14 protein-coding genes are annotated in these 16,595 nt (G+C 45.1%); 1 reads left to right on the top strand and 13 read right to left on the bottom strand.

Annotated features, from left to right (window positions below):
• Positions 1-36 precede the first annotated feature (36 nt).
• The 5 genes from INF30_RS14845 to INF30_RS06650 form a co-directional block, all read right to left on the bottom strand.
• The gene (locus INF30_RS14845) at positions 37-420 is read right to left on the bottom strand and encodes a GtrA family protein (protein ID WP_226394643.1); all 384 of its coding nucleotides are present in this window, start codon (positions 418-420) and stop codon (positions 37-39) included.
• Entirely contained in the window at positions 420-1,349 is a 930-nt protein-coding gene (locus INF30_RS06665) for a sugar phosphate nucleotidyltransferase (RefSeq protein ID WP_226394642.1), read from the bottom strand. Before INF30_RS06665 ends, INF30_RS14845 begins: the two co-directional genes overlap by 1 nt.
• A 686-nt stretch (positions 1,350-2,035) precedes the next feature.
• Positions 2,036-2,785, bottom strand: coding sequence for an acyltransferase family protein (locus tag INF30_RS06660; RefSeq protein ID WP_226394641.1), 750 nt, complete (start codon positions 2,783-2,785; stop codon positions 2,036-2,038).
• 515 nt (positions 2,786-3,300) lie between these two features.
• Entirely contained in the window at positions 3,301-5,442 is a 2,142-nt protein-coding gene (locus tag INF30_RS06655; RefSeq protein WP_226394640.1) for a DUF7657 domain-containing protein, read from the bottom strand.
• A 315-nt stretch (positions 5,443-5,757) separates the two neighbouring features.
• Entirely contained in the window at positions 5,758-6,903 is a 1,146-nt protein-coding gene (locus INF30_RS06650; RefSeq protein ID WP_226394639.1) for a transposase, read from the bottom strand.
• A 352-nt stretch (positions 6,904-7,255) separates the two neighbouring features.
• Here INF30_RS06650 and INF30_RS06645 point away from each other — a divergent pair, with 352 nt between their 5' ends.
• Positions 7,256-8,215, top strand: coding sequence for a glycosyltransferase family 2 protein (locus INF30_RS06645; RefSeq protein WP_226394638.1), 960 nt, complete (start codon positions 7,256-7,258; stop codon positions 8,213-8,215).
• A 27-nt stretch (positions 8,216-8,242) separates the two neighbouring features.
• On the opposite strand, the gene INF30_RS06640 is transcribed toward INF30_RS06645, so the two are convergent.
• The 8 genes from INF30_RS06640 to recD2 form a co-directional block, all read right to left on the bottom strand.
• A complete protein-coding gene (locus INF30_RS06640; protein ID WP_226394637.1) occupies positions 8,243-9,376 on the bottom strand; it encodes a DUF6056 family protein in 1,134 nt (377 codons plus the stop codon).
• Between the two features lie 180 nt (positions 9,377-9,556).
• Positions 9,557-9,820, bottom strand: a complete 264-nt coding sequence (locus INF30_RS06635) for an HPr family phosphocarrier protein (protein WP_226394636.1) — start codon at positions 9,818-9,820, stop codon at positions 9,557-9,559.
• Between the two features lie 6 nt (positions 9,821-9,826).
• Positions 9,827-11,137 carry a CdaR family protein gene (locus tag INF30_RS06630; RefSeq protein ID WP_226394635.1) on the bottom strand — a complete coding sequence of 437 codons (1,311 nt, stop codon included), beginning with the start codon at positions 11,135-11,137 and terminating at the stop codon, positions 9,827-9,829.
• Complete coding sequence (cdaA, locus tag INF30_RS06625; RefSeq protein ID WP_076776932.1) at positions 11,115-11,999, bottom strand: diadenylate cyclase CdaA; 885 nt, start codon at positions 11,997-11,999, stop codon at positions 11,115-11,117. Before cdaA ends, INF30_RS06630 begins: the two co-directional genes overlap by 23 nt.
• A 17-nt stretch (positions 12,000-12,016) precedes the next feature.
• Complete coding sequence (locus INF30_RS06620; protein WP_226394634.1) at positions 12,017-13,174, bottom strand: hypothetical protein; 1,158 nt, start codon at positions 13,172-13,174, stop codon at positions 12,017-12,019.
• 2 nt (positions 13,175-13,176) lie between these two features.
• A complete protein-coding gene (locus INF30_RS06615; protein ID WP_226394633.1) occupies positions 13,177-13,572 on the bottom strand; it encodes a hypothetical protein in 396 nt (131 codons plus the stop codon).
• A gap of 58 nt (positions 13,573-13,630) precedes the next feature.
• Positions 13,631-14,350, bottom strand: a complete 720-nt coding sequence (locus INF30_RS06610) for a ComF family protein (protein ID WP_226394632.1) — start codon at positions 14,348-14,350, stop codon at positions 13,631-13,633.
• Positions 14,351-16,576 carry an SF1B family DNA helicase RecD2 gene (recD2, locus tag INF30_RS06605; RefSeq protein ID WP_226394631.1) on the bottom strand — a complete coding sequence of 742 codons (2,226 nt, stop codon included), beginning with the start codon at positions 16,574-16,576 and terminating at the stop codon, positions 14,351-14,353.
• Positions 16,577-16,595: the final 19 nt, after the last annotated feature.

Here is a 16,595-nt window from a genome sequence, read left to right as displayed (position 1 = left end):
GTTCATTTCCTCCACTTCGATTAATTATTAATCATTTTACTTTCGCTCTAATATCAACTTCCGTGTAATAAAATTATATACCATCACAATCGCCGTAGCGCCAATCTTGGAAATCATGTAGAATATTCCCAACACATCCACGCAGAACCACATCAATACCTGGTTAATACCTAGCCCCACTACACTCAAAACAATAAAAATCACAAATTCCTTAGCTTTATTTCCTTTTTTCGTATCAAAAACAAAAGTAAGACTTAGTATATAATTTACAATCACAGAAATAGTAAAGGATATGCCAGATGAAATCAAGTAATTAACATTGAAAACCTCTGTCAAAAATACCATAATTCCGTAATCTATAAAAAAGCACAAAAAACCTACTAGTCCAAATTTGATAATCTGCTCAAATAACCTCTTCATTATTTCATACCACTCTTTTTTTGATAATGCCCTTGCGCAATGAGTTCTTTTATAGAACTTACCACTGTCTCTTTGTCTTCTTTATATGTTACTCCGAACCATTTATCTTTAGATTGAAGTACCTTGACAGCTACTTTCCCATTTTTAAGAAAATCACCTATAATTGTGGGGAGCAAATATTCAGCTTTTAAATCGCCACTATCTAAATCTTCCAAAAACTCAGAAAATCCCCTCTCAAGAATATCAAAAAATTCTGGTACAAGCCCCCACATATTCATAGACACTTCTGACTCTATGTTAATTTCCTCTCTAGTGCCTTCCGTTACAACAGCCGCACCATTTTCTGTTTTTATAATATTGTGTGTTTCAATAATACTCGTAAGCATATGGTCATTATCCACGTTACAAATTCCTCTTGTAACCCCACCATTTTCACTTAATGTGTTTTTTAAAACAAACCCAACCATACATACCGGTAGTTTTGTTATCTCACTATTTCTATTCATTCTTGTTAGATATGAAAAAGCCTCCCGGTACGCTTCTTTTCCATAATAATCGTCCGCATTAATTACAAGGAAAGGCTCTTTCACCAGTTCCTTACAGCACAGAATAGCTTGGCCTGTCCCCCATGGTTTTTTACGATTCGTAAACTTCTTTTTATATACTTCCGGAATATCGTCAATTTCTTGAAATGCATATGCAACATCTATCTGCTTTTCCAACCGATTCCCGATTACTTCTTTAAAATCTTTTTCAATATCTTTTCGAATTACAAATACTATTTTATCAAAACCAGCTTCCAAAGCATCATATATAGAATAATCCATAATAATCTCGCCGTTTGGTCCAACTGGCTCCAGTTGCTTAATTCCTCCCCCAAAACGACTTCCTATTCCAGCTGCCATAATAACCAGTGTCGCTTTTCCCATTGTTATTACTCTCCTTTTCATTCGTTTGTTTAAGTGATAAGTAAATCGCGTTATTGATTTTATTTAGTTTTCCTAACTCATTTGTATAAATTTCGTCAAATCACATTAACAGATATTTTTTACACTCTTATCTTTTCCTTTACCACATTCAGTATAGAACCATACGTTACAGATCTTAGTCACAGAACTCTCTATTTCTCTTTGACTAAAGGACTCAGAAACCATTGTAGGAATCACCAATTTTTTCCTACAGGAGTCTTGTGGATTAACGCTAAAAAGCCTATCCTAAAATACTAATGAGAAAGAAACCTATTTTCCGTACGAAGACAAAACATCTATCGGAGGCTCTTTAAGAGCAATATAGACGCCATCAAGCGCAGATTACAGCACCATTATAAAGTAAAAAAATCTTTTGATTCTGATATACCATGTCAAATCCCCAAAAATGATTTTGACCCCCAACACACTTTCTCCTATAGGTGAGGCCTATCCATACCCAGAATATTATACTTTTAACAATCATCCATTTAATCTGTTGTATTATAACGCAATATCTCTATCTTTTCAAGGCATTGCCGATTTGAGTTTCTGCCATCTTTGCCCTTAACAGATCCATTACACATATTATCATTTAAATAAAGAATATTTTTTAAATGGAATAACCTAATAACATTTCTCCATCTAATCTATTTTAGCTTACTTCCATACAAAATTTGAGTTCTTCTAACGATAAACTTTATAAAACAAACCACGAGTAGAGAAAGCACAAATACCATTGTCATCATAATTAATGTATACAGCATGTCAAATACTACGCCTGTAGATATCCTTCCTATACAATTTGTGATAATTTCTCTCAAACCGATTCGCCCAATAAAAGCGGACAACGGAAAATGCACCAAATAAACAAGGAAAGTATAAGAACCTAATTTTCTGATAGCGTTGTTAAATTTCTTATTTTTGACACATCTCATGAAAGAAAACGCAAAAAACATAAGGCACATCGAACAAAGTAATCCAATGGCCGTATACCAAAATAAAACAAATTCCGAACCGCTTGTCTTATACTCATATAACTGAACAGCACTTCTAAAAAGATTCAGTCCTAGAAAACCACTTACCCATATAAATGGCTTCTTGAATACTTTTCCCTCTAGCAATCTATCTTTATGTATAAACAGCAAATGTCCCCAAATTATTTCAATTGTTGCCGGAATCATCCCTCCAATACCTTCGTGTGAAAAGCAAAACAATTCATTTTTAGTTATATCATTCCAGACAAACATAATGATCGAAATCACCATAAATAGCTTTTGCCTATCTATATTCTCATCGATATAATCCACAAAAGATTGAAGGACAGAAAATGTTAGCATTACCAAAATATAAATATACAAATACCACAGATGTATAAGACTGCCTATCGGATTACGCATTTTGAATATAGTCTTGAAAAAATATTCATATTCCTTTAAAGAGTGTGAGACGCTTTCAACAAGTGATACCCCATCAATACATCAATAATAAACGCCCCAAATAAAACATAAAGACAGAAATCACAAGCAAAGAAACAACCGTTTTTTTCACCGTCTTCATGATAACTTTTGAATAACTATTTCTATTGAACAAAAAAATCCTGTTATCAGCCAAAAAACAGCAACTCCATCTGACAAAAGACACGATATATATGACTAAAAATTATTCTCCCATTGATAATATTTCCCAGTTTAACGTGTACACCTATAACAATAAGACATGCTATCAAACGCAAAAATTCAGTAGAAGAATCTTTCTTTATTGTAATGTTACTCATTTTCCCCCTTTTATAGCTATATATAATTAATACCACCTTAATTTTTCAATGTATGCATATTTTTCTAAAATGTGGATAACACTTTATTATCTGCCATTTTTATCCAAAGCGCTCTCCCAACCTAATTCTTTATATATTTCATCCATTTATCTTCTCTCTTTCCTTCTCATAATGATAGATCTTATATCCATTTTCCTCTGCCACCCGCTCAAAGGTAACACCATTGCCCGAGAATCCTTCCAATTCTCTGTTGGTCAATATATAGGAAACCTCCAGCTTATCCAGATCATGTTTATCCAAAAACACCTTGAAACTGTCCGCCATGGCACCTGACTGAAAACTTGTGCTGCCATCCACGATCTCAACATCAATATGGGCATACCTGTTATATACATCTTTCTGTGTGCCGTCCTGATCAAACATGCCCCATCTTTCCATGTCCGGATACACATTGATGGAATCGATTGTAGGAGCTCCTCCCATAATCGTGTAATTGTTCATCGGGTATCCCACCATATCACAGATCCATTTTCCTTCTGGGTCATCTTCCGTAATCTTTTGTATTTCGCCCATCAGCTCTGTCTCGTAAACAACGTACAGCCCTTTCTGCACAGGATTAGCCAGCCCCCCTGAATAAAACAGCATGCCGCAGACAAATAGTCCAAGAAGGATTTTGGCATAGGGCGCTCTCCATCTAAGTACCAGGTAAATTCCGACAAAAAGTGTGATGCCGACCGCTGCAAGCATGAGAAGCGGAAGATAGGCACCATATATTTTGTGATTGACCACCAGTAGTCCCCCTGTAAGCACAGCAGCGAAAAGAGCAGCCAGAAGGCGTCCTGCATTTCTTTGCATCAGCGTCGCAGCCCGGACAAGTAGAAGAAGATTTACAAAACCGATCACCTGGGCAGTTCTTCCTGCCTGAGAAAAACTAAGAAGCGTGATCTTTGCCACAAACTCCGGCACCGGCACTGCGGCATAACACCAAAGTCCCGCACATATAACGGTCATAACAATAAGAAACTTATCTCTGCATTTCTCACCAAAAATCACCCAGACAGCTGCCAGGATCCCCAGCGGCGAAAAGTCAAAAAACTCTGTCATTTCACACAGGATCCCTGGCAGATTATCCGAAATAAGCGAGAAGAAGATATTTCCGCCATACTGGAGTGGCTGCAGGAGACATCCGCCCCCTGTTTCCACACGAGACCCCGGGTAAACAGTATTCAGAACTGCCAGGACAGCGTCCTGCGATTTCAGAAAGATATACAAAAGTCCGCCTGCCAGTATCAGGAAGAAAATAGCGATACAGGCCCCGTCTATTTTCCATTTTGGTTTCCACTTTTTCCTGTATTCCAGTATGATCCAGATAAACAGTCCCAGAAACATATATCCAAGCGGCACCTGCCATGCGGGATAAAACACAAGCACATACCCGCCGCCGCATATCGCAGCTACGACAGATGCTATCAGCTTGATATACCACTTATCGGTCACCAAGAAGGCAAAAAGCATCAGTATAAAAAGCTGGCCAAACACAAGCATCTCCACAAGTCCATTGATTGCAAACCACCACTGTACAACAGGCGAGAAGCAAAGGAGCATAGAATAAAGAAAAGACCAGAATTTATTTTTTCTGCTGACAAGCATCCCCATTTCGAAGGAGACAAGAAACAGAGCGATCAATCTTCCACACCAGAAAAACGACAATCCTTTTGCAGGATCAAGGAACAAATATCCCCAATGAAATGGTCGGAATATAACAGCCAGATCAGCAACCGGCTGTCCATACACAATAAATGCATCTGTAGAAGTCCCTCGTATAACGTCCGTAAAATATCCGAAATCATTTGCATACTGGGACAGAGCCATGGGCGTATTTGTAGCCCACTCATCCATGCGTATTCCTCTCCCGGTACCAAAAAGGAGTCCTCTGGAATTGACATCCAGTCCAAGATAATCACCATACATTGATATAGACGATCCGCTGATCTCGAACAGGATACAGAGCATAAAAACAATCAATCCTATCACATAGCGGTATCTGCAGGCAAATCCCAACGCACGTCTGCCAAATTTTACTGCCGCCAATAGTCCCACGTAACAGACCACAGCCAGAACTGCCGCTGTCGCAACATTCATGTTTAAGATCATCGGGATCCGCTCTGCAACAGGTACTTTTCCTGAATATCGAAGTGTATATCCCATATTCCACGTAAGATAAATGATAAGCGCCAGTATCAGACTGAGCGGAAGGCATATCAGCGCCTTCCATTTCATCGTTCTTTCTCTTCCACTATTTACCATAATTCCCCCTGCCGCGCATAAAATAAAGGACTTTTTCAAGTCCTTCAGATGTCTGCCCGTAATATGTCATAAAATGTAATTCTGTTTATTATTATATCTGCTTCGCCAGTGGGATGCAAGATTTTTCAAGCCTTGAGTTTCCACAAATTACATTGAAAAAATAGATATGTCTTCTCCAAGTACCAATCTGCCGCTTTTTGAAAAATTCAGAATGGCAGCACCGAGAATAGAGGCACTTTTATAAGCCCCGCCGGAACCGGGCTTGGGGAGGCATATTCTTTTATCTATTCAAGCGGTTAGCTTAAGGCAGAGTTGACGGTACGCCGGACGCTTTGTCCGGTACCAGAGCCGGATGCCCTCTTTGGCATATGACAGTATGCCGGAGATGCCTTTTGCCAGCCGATAATAGCAGAAACTGACTTTATCCTTGATTGGATCTGCTTCCTGTATGATTGAAACTTTCAGGGCGTTTGTCTCAGGACTTAATTCTTCCTGAGCTAAAAATGCCATAGCTAAAGTAATATAAAAGTTAAGCGCATTAATGGCTTCCAGTTTTCTTACACGGAAGTTTTCAAACTGATAGGTCTGCTTTTTACAACGAAAATATTCCTCGATCCGCCATCTGGAAAAGTAGGTTCTGGCAATACGGATCACATCATCCTTTGAACGGATCTCTTTGTTTGTAGCCAGCATCATGGGATGTTCCGTGATCCCATAGACCAGGACCAGATAAATATTCTTCCGGGAGGCAGTGATCTGAACTTTTACGTGGGAAAGATATGCGGTATGCTCTTTTCCCTTATAGAAAACATTTGCTTTTACTTTTCCTTTCCTCCGATTCCGCAGTTCGGTTGCCTTTGTCCATTTGTTGTGATAAAGAAGTTTCCGGTTGGCTTTCAGGCGGATCACGTAATCCTGCTTCAGACGGTCGAGGATGAGAAATATCTTATTGTCATCATAACCGCGGTCCATAACAAAGGTTGCCTTTCCGAAAAGAGCAGCCGCTTGTTTGATCGCATCAAACGTGATGGTATTTACAGATTTATAGTCCTTCTCAGCAGAAGAATGGATCATGGAAAAAACACTGACAGGATGCTTGCTGGCAGTCAGGGCACAGGCCTCTGTTACATGGTATCCTTTTTTATAAACACTTTTCGTCTGTGTACTTTCAGAACCATCGCGAACGATACCAAGAGCTTCAAACTGTTTTCCATCTGGTTTTACGATATCACTTTCATCAATGAGGACCACTGGTTCAGAGGGAACGAGTCTCTTTACGGTGTGGAGATAAGAAGCAGCCGCAGAAGCCGGCGTTCCTTCTGAAAGATGATTGGAAAGCCGTTTTACAGTATTCGCCTTCTGTGTCGTTTCATGAAGCTGGTCGGAAATATCAGTGAGCAGGCAGCTTCTGGATGCCAGAATGCCATAAACCATATCTGTTGTGAACTTCCGGTCTGGTTTCGAAAGTCTGCGGGAGATTTTATTTGTAAAAGTCAAAATTTTTCTTTTCAAACGGTAAGTAATTGATGTAGAATTAGCCATAAGGAATCCCCTTTCTTTTTGTTTAGTAAGGTTTTTGTTTGACAGCTTAATTTTACATCAAAAAGGAACAGGATTCCTTATATTTTGGCCATTTTTTGAAAGTTGTGGATAACAAAACTCAGCAGATTTATCTTAGGGGGATAATTCTGCGGAAACTCAAGTTCAAGCATCTTGTCATCTTATCGGAAACATAGTATGATACTATTTATAATCAACCAGAACTCTACAGAAAGGAACGCAGGATATGTCAGAGCTTCTTTCTCTTATTGTCCCCTGCTACAACGAGCAGGAGGCACTTCCTTTTTTTAATAAAGAGATCTGCAAAGTAGCCGCAGAAATGAAGGAACAATACAACGTAGATTTCGAATTTTTATTTGTCAACGATGGTTCAAAAGATCATACCCTTGACATCCTCAGAGAGATGGCTTCCAGAGATCCAAGGGTAAAATATATCTCTTTTTCACGTAATTTCGGCAAGGAGAGCGCCATCTATGCCGGTCTGGAAAATGCTTCCGGCGATTACATATCACTCATCGATGCCGACCTGCAGGATCCGCCCGCCTTGCTCCTGCAGATGTACGAGCTGATCCAGAGCGGAGAATATGACTGCATCGGTACGAGGAGGGTGACCCGGAAGGGTGAACCTCCCATCCGCTCTTTCTTTGCCCGCTGTTTTTACCGCATTATAAACAAAATATCCAACATTGATGTCGTAGATGGAGCCCGAGATTTCCGTCTCATGACGCGCCAGATGGCGGACTCCATCCTCTCCCTGCGTGAGTACAACCGTTTCTCAAAGGGGATCTTTGGCTGGGTCGGCTTTCGAACAAAATGGCTGGAATACGAAAATGTAGAGCGAGTTGCCGGCTCCACAAAGTGGTCATTCTGGAAGCTGTTTCTGTACTCTCTGGACGGGATCGCAGCTTTTTCCACCACTCCCCTCTCCATTGCCTCAGCTTTTGGAATGCTGTTCTTATTCATTGCATTTGTTTTAATCCTGATCATCATATGGAAAACGCTTGTGTTTGGTGAACCGGTGGCCGGATACCCTTCCACAATGTGTGTTATGTTTTTCATAGGCGGTCTTCAGCTTTTCAGTATCGGTATTCTTGGCCAGTACTTGTCAAAAGCCTACCTGGAAGTCAAGCGCAGACCCATCTATATTGTTCAGGAAACGAATGTCGAAGCAGTTAAAAAGGGTTAAGGAATTTCCATTCCTCAACCCTCTTTTTTATAATAATGAATTATAATTCAGTATGATCCCCGCAGAGCACAGATAGATCAAAGCCAGGACTAACAGCACCGTTGCCTGTTTGTTCTTAAAGTTCCATTTGGACAAAAGCACCGCCACACATCCCAGGAAGAGCACATCCATCACCCACGACGTACGTTCTCCTGATGTATGAATAGTCGGCGAAAAACCGATGACAGCCTTCGTCGCCAGTGCCGCCAGATAAATCCCCGACACAAGCAGGAACCGTATATCTTTTCCAAACAGAATCAAAAAGCAGAGAAGGACTATGCCACACACAAGGATCAGCCCCAGGCCTTCCACAGTGCTCAGATTCAAAAAAGGATGATCACTTCCAAGAAGCCTTCTCACTTCAGTAAAGATCAGCATCACGCAGGCAGGAATAACTGCCAGCACACGGTATGTCCACTTTTTGTGAGTCTGCCAGATCAGTACAGCCAGCAAGAATGTCATAACAAGAAAGCCTGTATTTTCCTGAACAAAGATCGACTTAATTGTCACCGAAACTCCAAGTTCTATTTTTTTCAGAATGGAGTATGACGCAAATTCAGGAAGCCATTTTGCTGTTTCAGACGCACTTCTGATTCCATTGCCCGGGCTCAGTAAAATATATAAAAGGCACAGCACCGAGAGAAGGAACTGCATCAGAATATACCGGTACTCTTTCAGGATCAGCCGACCTTTCCCATTCCATATCAGGTAAAGTCCATAACATCCATAGGATGCTGCCACCACAAATACCATTTGCTCTGAACTTCCCGCAAAAATCAGACAGACTGTATAGACGATCCCCTCTATGATCCGAATCTTTCCCCCATCAATGGATTTCCTGATGGGGTAGACAGCCACCAGACCAAATGCCAGCGGCCACATGTAATTCATAGAAGTGGCAATCCATCCCGCCAGTGACATATAGCTGTATGGCAAGGCCAGAAACATCAACGAAATAAAAAAGCTGTAATATTCTCTGTACTCTCTCTTCTCCAGGAGTCTGGTCAGCGCCGCCGCTCCAATAACTACCACAAAAGAATCCGCAATGCGCCAGACAACTGCCGGAAGAGTCACCATTACCATCAGCACTGCCTCTACCGCCGTGCGTGATGACCAGGTCATGTATCTTTCCGCAAGCCAGGGCAAAAGTGAAAATCCTTCTTCCTGTGAATAGGCGAGAAATACTGTATCATCTCCCCCTATTACATTCAGATCTATTTTCCAATGAATTATCAATTCTGCCAGAAGCAGCAGAACAAAAGGAAGACAATACAGTATTTCCTGTTTCTTTTTCATATTCCCTTACTCTCCCAGCCCGTCCTCAATCGCTTTCACCATAGCAGCCAGAGCTTCCTCCTCATCAGGCCCTTCGCAGATGAGCTCGATCTCATCGCCCTTCTTGATGCAGGCGCCAAGCACGCTGAGTACACTCTTGGCGTTGGAAGTAGTCGTATCATGCTGAAATGTAACCTTGGAATCGAATTGTACCGCCGTGTTGCAGAAGATCCCAGCCGGGCGAAGATGCAGCCCCGTTGGATTGTTAATGACCACCTTTTTACTTACCATAATACTTTAACCTCCTGATGATTCATTGTCCGTATCTTCTTCGGCAGTATTGTCTGCCGCTGTTGTTCTCTCCTGAAGAGTGACTGTCACTGTCACGGATGTTTCCACTGTGCAGTCAGCAGCATCCGACGGAAGAGTGATCGTCACAGGCACTTCATAATCCCCCGCCTTTGTGCAGTCTTTCAGATCTATACTAACGGCCAGATCACTGAGCTGCAGACTGTTCAGCTGCTCCTGGGGGCCTCCTATGTGAACCTCCAGGTCGTCCCCGCTCCCATACCCGGAAACAGTCAGGCTATCGCTCAGATTGTCGACAGTTATAGAGCCCACCGGAATGTCAAAGCTTTTCGTGCCTTCCCGTGCGACCCGGGCTGTCACCAGTATGTTGTTGCCGTTCTCATCTACCAGTCTTGTACCCTCCGGCAGATAAGGTGTAATGTCCACAGTCTGCTCTGTCCTTTGGGAGATAGACGTGATGTCTACGGCATCGGCAGGTATGCGGATGCTTTCCAGTGCATCCAGCACCTCCTCCTCGCCTGCCAGCTGGATCTCCTCTGGAGTCCATGTCACTTCAGAAATAGAGTATCCGTCCGCCGCTGTGACGCCTGATGTATCTACAGTCACCGGTATCCGGGCTGTGTGATACAGCGTCACATTGACTTTCACACCTGTTGTTCCCAGATTGTTGGCCAGCTGCTCTGCACTGATCTCGTTGTTATCCGAATCATAATAGGTCAGCACAGCATCTATAGAGGAGTCTTCCGAGAGGCCGGATACATTGACCTGCGCCACCACTTTGCTGATCCTGTCGATCACAGACTCCGGTCCGTTGACTGTGACGCGCTCCGGATCTGCCTGCACATTACCGAGGACATATCCGTCCCGCACAGTTCCTGTTGTTGTCACCGTAATGGGGAAGGTATCACTCTTATTCTGCTCGATCTTCACCTGGACATTTCTTGGGTTTGCAGTTGCACTTTCAAATTCATAGCCAGGTATCGTGATCTCTATGGGGATCTGGGACTCCAGATACAATTCCCGCATGTCAGCGGTAGCCACGATATTCTCCGCGCTGATCTTCTCCAATACAGACCTTGTGGCAGACACAGTCACGCTGACTGTGTCTGTTCCATCCAGCACCTGATAGGATCTCTGATCCTGAGTCACCACTTCCGCATGTTCAATGGTGACGGGGATACTATCGAAAGTCTTCGTGTCCACCGGATCATCTATGTTCACCACAAGCAGCCACAGCATAAAAGCGAATAAAAACGCAAGGAGCTTCAGGCCAATATTATTTGTCAGACTTTTTTTCATGACTCAGCCTTCCTTTCCATTTTGCTAATATGCCGTGTGAGTCTCTGCGCTTGTTCTGGATGTCTTCCAGATATTCTCTGAGCTTTTCCCGGGAAATATTCCGGTCCAGAACGCCGCCCTGCGCCACAGATACATATCCTGTCTCCTCAGACACGACGATGACAAGGGCGTCGCTGACTTCGCTGAGCCCCACTGCCGCTCTGTGTCTTGTTCCCAGCTCCTTGCTAAGCCCCATGTTATCGGACAGAGGAAGATAACATGTGGCAGAGACGATCCTGTCATTCCGAATAATAATTGCGCCGTCGTGCAGAGGTGTGTTGTGCTCAAAAATGTTGATAAGCACCTGGCTGGACACGATACAGTCCAGCTGAATACCCGTGCTCTCATACTCTGTCAGCCTGATCGCCTGCTCTACAACGATCAGAGCCCCTGTTTTGGCCTTACCCATAATATAGGAAGCATCAATGATACCGTCAACAGTGTCCTCGCTGAAGCGTCCTTTGTCCTTTGTGCTGTCAAAAGGCATCACCACACTGATATATTTTCTCTCTCCCAACTTCTCCAGGGCGCGCCGCAGCTCAGGCTGGAACACAACAATCAGAGCCGTGGCAAGAACTGTCAGAGAGTTTCGCACGATCCACAGTATAGTGTGCATCTGAAAAAGATACGCCAGGAAAATGAACACACCAAGAACCAGGATACCCTTGAGCAGCATCCAGGCCTTTGTGTTCTTGATCCATATCATAAGCTGATATACCAGAAATGCAATGATCAGTATCTCGACGATATCTGTCAGATGCATTTCCGGAAAGTAGGCGTTTCTTATATATCTTTCAAAGAATTGCGTAATTCTTGCTTCCATGCGTTCACTTCCCGTCTTTAATCATTCCGCTCCTCTTCGTCCAGATGAAGTTCCTTCTGCAGGCTTCTTGTGAGAAGGAGCTGATCCATATTACCGGTGATCCGGCTTTCTTTTTTCCGGGGAGAACGGGATCTGACGGATGAGCCGGTTTTATTAGGCTTCTTTTCGCCTTCCTCTTTTGCCCCGGCGCTCTCAGCGCTCTTTCTGCGGATCTCATCTGTATTGATGATCTCCGTCTCCTGGTTCTCCGCGCGCCGGTTGATGCGCTTCACCGTCTTCTCCGGTGCGGCGACCACGATCTTCGGCACCGCTTTCACGTAGTAATAATATTCATCATCTTCATACTGGACACTCTCCGTCCGAGAATAGTCCACAGCAAAGAACAAAAGTTCAAGGATCAGTCCCACGATCACTGCCGCCACATTTCCAAGGATCAGTTCCGGATAGGAGACTTTTACATCCAGCACAGCACTGCCCGCAGCTACGATAACGATGCCCGCGACAGCCCCGGCTGCCGATGCGCTCTTCCATGCATGGCTGACAGACATCCTGCGAATCTGGTACACCAGGAAGAGAACAATGACAAAGGCAAGGATCATGACGATCATCTCCCTGTTCTGGAACACCTGCTGCAGATACGTCATCACCTGGCTGATCATGCCTTCCGCACCGCCGCTCTCAAGGGCAGATGCGGAGGTCTTCACATAATCGATCATATAGTACACGACCGTACCGCAGATGACAGGCACCACACTGGCCGGTGTTCCCACCAGGCCAAACGCCACAGGGATCACATAAGGAATGTGGAACATGAATGCCAGAGGCATCAGAAGGATCACGACCGCAGTCTTCGGGCTGAACCGGACATAGAATACAAACATAATAACGAACACCACTGCCGTGACAGCCATGATTCCTAAAGACACAGCCGCCATCTGCACAAGGATCAAAACAGCCGCCGCAAGCACTGTGACGATCATGGGAAGGAACGCACAGATGACCGCCAGCCCCACCGTGATCAGTGGATTGGACAGAAGGCTCATAAAGCCAAGGTCGTGGTTGATCATGTAAAATACAGCCAGAGCCAGTATGAACTGGACACCTTTGTCTATAAACTTTGAATATTTTGCATATACCTGCTGGATCTGGCCCTTTATGACATATAAATTATCCATCGCTATTTATTCTCCTTTTCGTACATTTTCATCAGCTGTAGTAAACCGTGGTTATATCTTTTCATCCGCATTCTCGCATCTCTGTGTTTCCTGTTGGATATCCTGCTGGTGATGATAAATGTAATGATCAGGAGGGCAAGATAGCCGAGGAGGATCACCGCCACAAGCATAATGATCAGAGCCAGCGTCAGTTTCTCCATCCAGCCTGTCATTCCCCAGCCAAGGACCAGGAGCATGGCACAGCCGTATCCGATCGTCGTCCAGATAAATGTGGCAATCATTTTCATGCTCACATAATCTTTTTTATAGTAGGCGCTGATCTTCATATCCTCCCTGCCCTCGTTCTGCTCGTAGAGGGCAAGTTTGGTCATCAGCCTGATTTTTCGTTTATCTAACATAATGCACCTCAAAGTGTAAATTTTCTGGTTTTAATCATTATTTTCAGTATAACAAATATCAGTATCCTTGTCCAATACTTATAGTTAAAAAGTAAACTTTTTCAGCCCCCGCTTTTTTCAGTGTCCGGGACGCACTATCCAGGGTACTCCCGGTGGTATATATGTCATCTATAAGGAGGACCTTCTGCCCCGCAAGGGAACGTCCTGTCCACTGGAAAATCCCCCGCACATTCTCTCTTCTGACCGTCGGATCCAGGCTCTTCTGCGGCCTTGTATCCCGCCATCTTACCAGATGGTCTGCGTCCAGAGGAATCTGCAGTTTCCCTGACAGTTTCTCCGCAAGGATCTCTGCCTGGTTAAATCCCCGGCTCCTTCGTTTCTTTCGCCCAAGCGGGATCGGAACGATCAGGGAAATGTCTCTTTTTCTGATATAGCCTTCATAGATCCGAGCCATCTCAGAGGCATAGAACCCTGCGTAAATCCGCCGATTGTGAAATTTAAACTGGTAGATAGACCAGGCCGCCTGCTTCCGGTGCAGCCAGAGAGCACGCCCTTCATCAAAATAGTGGCGCGTACAGCTACAGTCCCTGCAGAATTCCTCCTGGTCACTGCCAATAGGTTTCCCACACTTTTTGCAGAGTGGCTCCCGGAGGGGACGCACTTCCCGGGCACAGTCCGGGCAGACTTCCCGCTCTGTCACCCGCCCGCATAAGGGGCAGGTGTTTGGGTACAGGAGACGAAGCGCAGCCTCTCCTGCCTTCCTGATAAGCTGATTCATTTAACATATATCTTGGCAAAACTCCCGTATTCTCTCATCCAGGCTGGTATTCCGGTCCTGTTCACTGTCGTTTTGTATCATGCTCTGGAATACCGTCTCACTCCCCACAATGGTCACACACTTCCTGGCCCTTGTCACCGCCGTGTAAAGCAGGTTCCTGTTGTACAGCTGCCTGGGGCCGGAAAGAAGAGGGATGACCGCAGCCGGATATTCGCTTCCCTGGGATTTATGTATCGTGATGGCGTAGGCCAGTTCCAGCTCATCCAGCATCTGGAAAGGATATGTCACCACTCTGTGCTCATCATACTCAACGGCCAGTGTCTCCTCGTAGCTGTTGATAGCCTTCACGATCCCCATATCCCCGTTGAAAACCCCCACGCCCTTGTCAATGGTCATACCGTACCTGGTAGAGATCTCCCACTCCAGCTGGTAATTGTTTTTGATCTGCATCACCTTGTCGCCCACCCGGAATTTCTTTTCTCCATACTCCTTCTCTGCCTTGGACGGATCCGGCGGATTTAAGTATTCCTGCAGGATCTTATTCAGCCTCTCCACCCCAAGCAGTCCTTTTCTCATGGGCGTCAGCACCTGGATATCATATGTGGAGGCACCCACATATTTGGGGAGCTTTTTCTGGATCAGCGTGAGAGTCACGCTGATGATGGTATTGGCGTCCTGCCGCTTGAGGAAAAAGAAATCCCGGCTCTTGTTGTCTAACACCACCTGCTCTCCCCGGTTGATCTTGTGGGCATTTACCACGATATCGCTCTCCCCGGCCTGTCGGAAGATCCTGGTCAGCTCCACCACGGCAAAGGCTTTCGAGGCGATCATGTCTTTCAGCACGCTCCCCGGTCCCACGGAGGGCAGCTGGTTCACATCCCCCACCAGGATCAGCCGCGTTCCCGGGCACACGGCGCACAGGAGCGCATGCATCAAAGGCAGGTCCACCATGGACATTTCATCGATGATAATAACGTCGGCCTCCAGCGGATTTTCCATATTTCTCTGAAATCCTGTCCCGGCCCCCTCTTCCTCCGGGTTGCCACTTACTTCCAGCAGCCGGTGGATCGTCTGGGCCTCCCATCCTGTAGCCTCTGTCATCCTCTTTGCCGCCCGCCCGGTGGGCGCAGCCAGCCGTATATCCATGTCCTGGCTGTCAAAATACTGGATCATAGCATTGATGGTGGTGGTCTTTCCGGTTCCCGGGCCTCCGGTCAGGATCATCACGCCTCTTCCCACCGCCTCTGCCACTGCCTGGCGCTGTCTTTCATCCAGAGGCATATCCATCTGTTTCTCGATGGATGCCAGCCTTTTTGCCACATCCTCTCTGTCTGCTTTCGCGGCAAGATTCAGGTCATGGAGCATTTTTGCTGTGTTCAGCTCCAAATAATAATAGTTGGACGCATAGACCCGCTTTCCGTCGCCCCCCTCTTTGAGGACTACTTTTCTCTCCATGGCAAGATCCATGAGATATTTTTCAATATGCTGGATCTCCACTCCCAGAAGCTCTCCTGCCTTCTGAAGGAGCGGTCCCTCCAGAAGATAAATATGTCCTTCGCCCACGCTCTGGAGGAGCGTGTAAAAAATGCCGCTGCGTATCCGATAGTCAGAGTCGGCGTGGATGCCGATCTTTCTTGCGATCTCATCCGCTGTCTTAAAGCCGACCCCGCTGATGTCATCTGCCATCTGGTAAGGATTTTCTTCCATGACCTGGTACATCCTGTTTCCGTAATAGTCATAGATCTTTGCAGCCAGCGTGGTGCTGATCCCATATTTCTGCAGGTAGATCATGGCTCTTCTCATATCCTTCTTCTCTTCGATCTGCTCCGCTATCTCACGGGCTTTCCGCTCGCTGATCCCCTTGACCTCTGCCAGGCGCTCCGGCTCCTCCTCGATGATCCGGAACGTATCCTCCTTAAACCGGCGGACAATACGGCCTGCCAGAGCTGCTCCCAGCCCTTTGACTACCCCTGATCCCAGATATCTTTCTATGGAGACCAGATCCTCCGGCTCGCACACCTCTGAAGTCTGCACATGGAGCTGGACCCCGTACAGGGAGTGGGTCACATATTCTCCTGTCAGTTTCAGCAGCTCTCCCTCGCTGATGTAGTGGAACGTACCCACGCAGGTCAGCTCCCCGTCCTCGTTATTCAGATTAAACACAGTATATCCATTATCTTCGTTGCGAAAGATAATGTGCTCCACATATCCTTTTACTTCTTCCATGTAAATATAGATCCTCTTT

Origin of the sequence: Claveliimonas monacensis (assembly GCF_014982975.1) — a bacterium.
In the GTDB taxonomy this organism is placed as follows: domain Bacteria; phylum Bacillota; class Clostridia; order Lachnospirales; family Lachnospiraceae; genus Claveliimonas; species Claveliimonas monacensis.
This window is presented reverse-complemented; position numbering and strand designations above follow the sequence as displayed.

Excerpts from the sequence above, each read along its gene's own strand:
- INF30_RS06655 (WP_226394640.1), bottom strand. The coding sequence starts at position 5,442 with ATGAAATGGAAGGCGCTGATATGCCTTCCGCTCAGTCTGATACTGGCG.
- INF30_RS06615 (WP_226394633.1), bottom strand. The coding sequence starts at position 13,572 with ATGTTAGATAAACGAAAAATCAGGCTGATGACCAAACTTGCCCTCTAC.
- INF30_RS06635 (WP_226394636.1), bottom strand. The coding sequence starts at position 9,820 with ATGGTAAGTAAAAAGGTGGTCATTAACAATCCAACGGGGCTGCATCTT.
- INF30_RS06640 (WP_226394637.1), bottom strand. The coding sequence starts at position 9,376 with ATGACCTGGTCATCACGCACGGCGGTAGAGGCAGTGCTGATGGTAATG.
- recD2 (WP_226394631.1), bottom strand. The coding sequence starts at position 16,576 with ATGGAAGAAGTAAAAGGATATGTGGAGCACATTATCTTTCGCAACGAA.
- INF30_RS06660 (WP_226394641.1), bottom strand. The coding sequence starts at position 2,785 with ATGCGTAATCCGATAGGCAGTCTTATACATCTGTGGTATTTGTATATT.
- INF30_RS06665 (WP_226394642.1), bottom strand. The coding sequence starts at position 1,349 with ATGGGAAAAGCGACACTGGTTATTATGGCAGCTGGAATAGGAAGTCGT.
- INF30_RS14845 (WP_226394643.1), bottom strand. The coding sequence starts at position 420 with ATGAAGAGGTTATTTGAGCAGATTATCAAATTTGGACTAGTAGGTTTT.
- INF30_RS06650 (WP_226394639.1), bottom strand. The coding sequence starts at position 6,903 with ATGGTTTATGGCATTCTGGCATCCAGAAGCTGCCTGCTCACTGATATT.
- INF30_RS06630 (WP_226394635.1), bottom strand. The coding sequence starts at position 11,137 with ATGAAAAAAAGTCTGACAAATAATATTGGCCTGAAGCTCCTTGCGTTT.
- INF30_RS06645 (WP_226394638.1), top strand. The coding sequence starts at position 7,256 with ATGTCAGAGCTTCTTTCTCTTATTGTCCCCTGCTACAACGAGCAGGAG.
- INF30_RS06610 (WP_226394632.1), bottom strand. The coding sequence starts at position 14,350 with ATGAATCAGCTTATCAGGAAGGCAGGAGAGGCTGCGCTTCGTCTCCTG.
- INF30_RS06620 (WP_226394634.1), bottom strand. The coding sequence starts at position 13,174 with ATGGATAATTTATATGTCATAAAGGGCCAGATCCAGCAGGTATATGCA.
- cdaA (WP_076776932.1), bottom strand. The coding sequence starts at position 11,999 with ATGGAAGCAAGAATTACGCAATTCTTTGAAAGATATATAAGAAACGCC.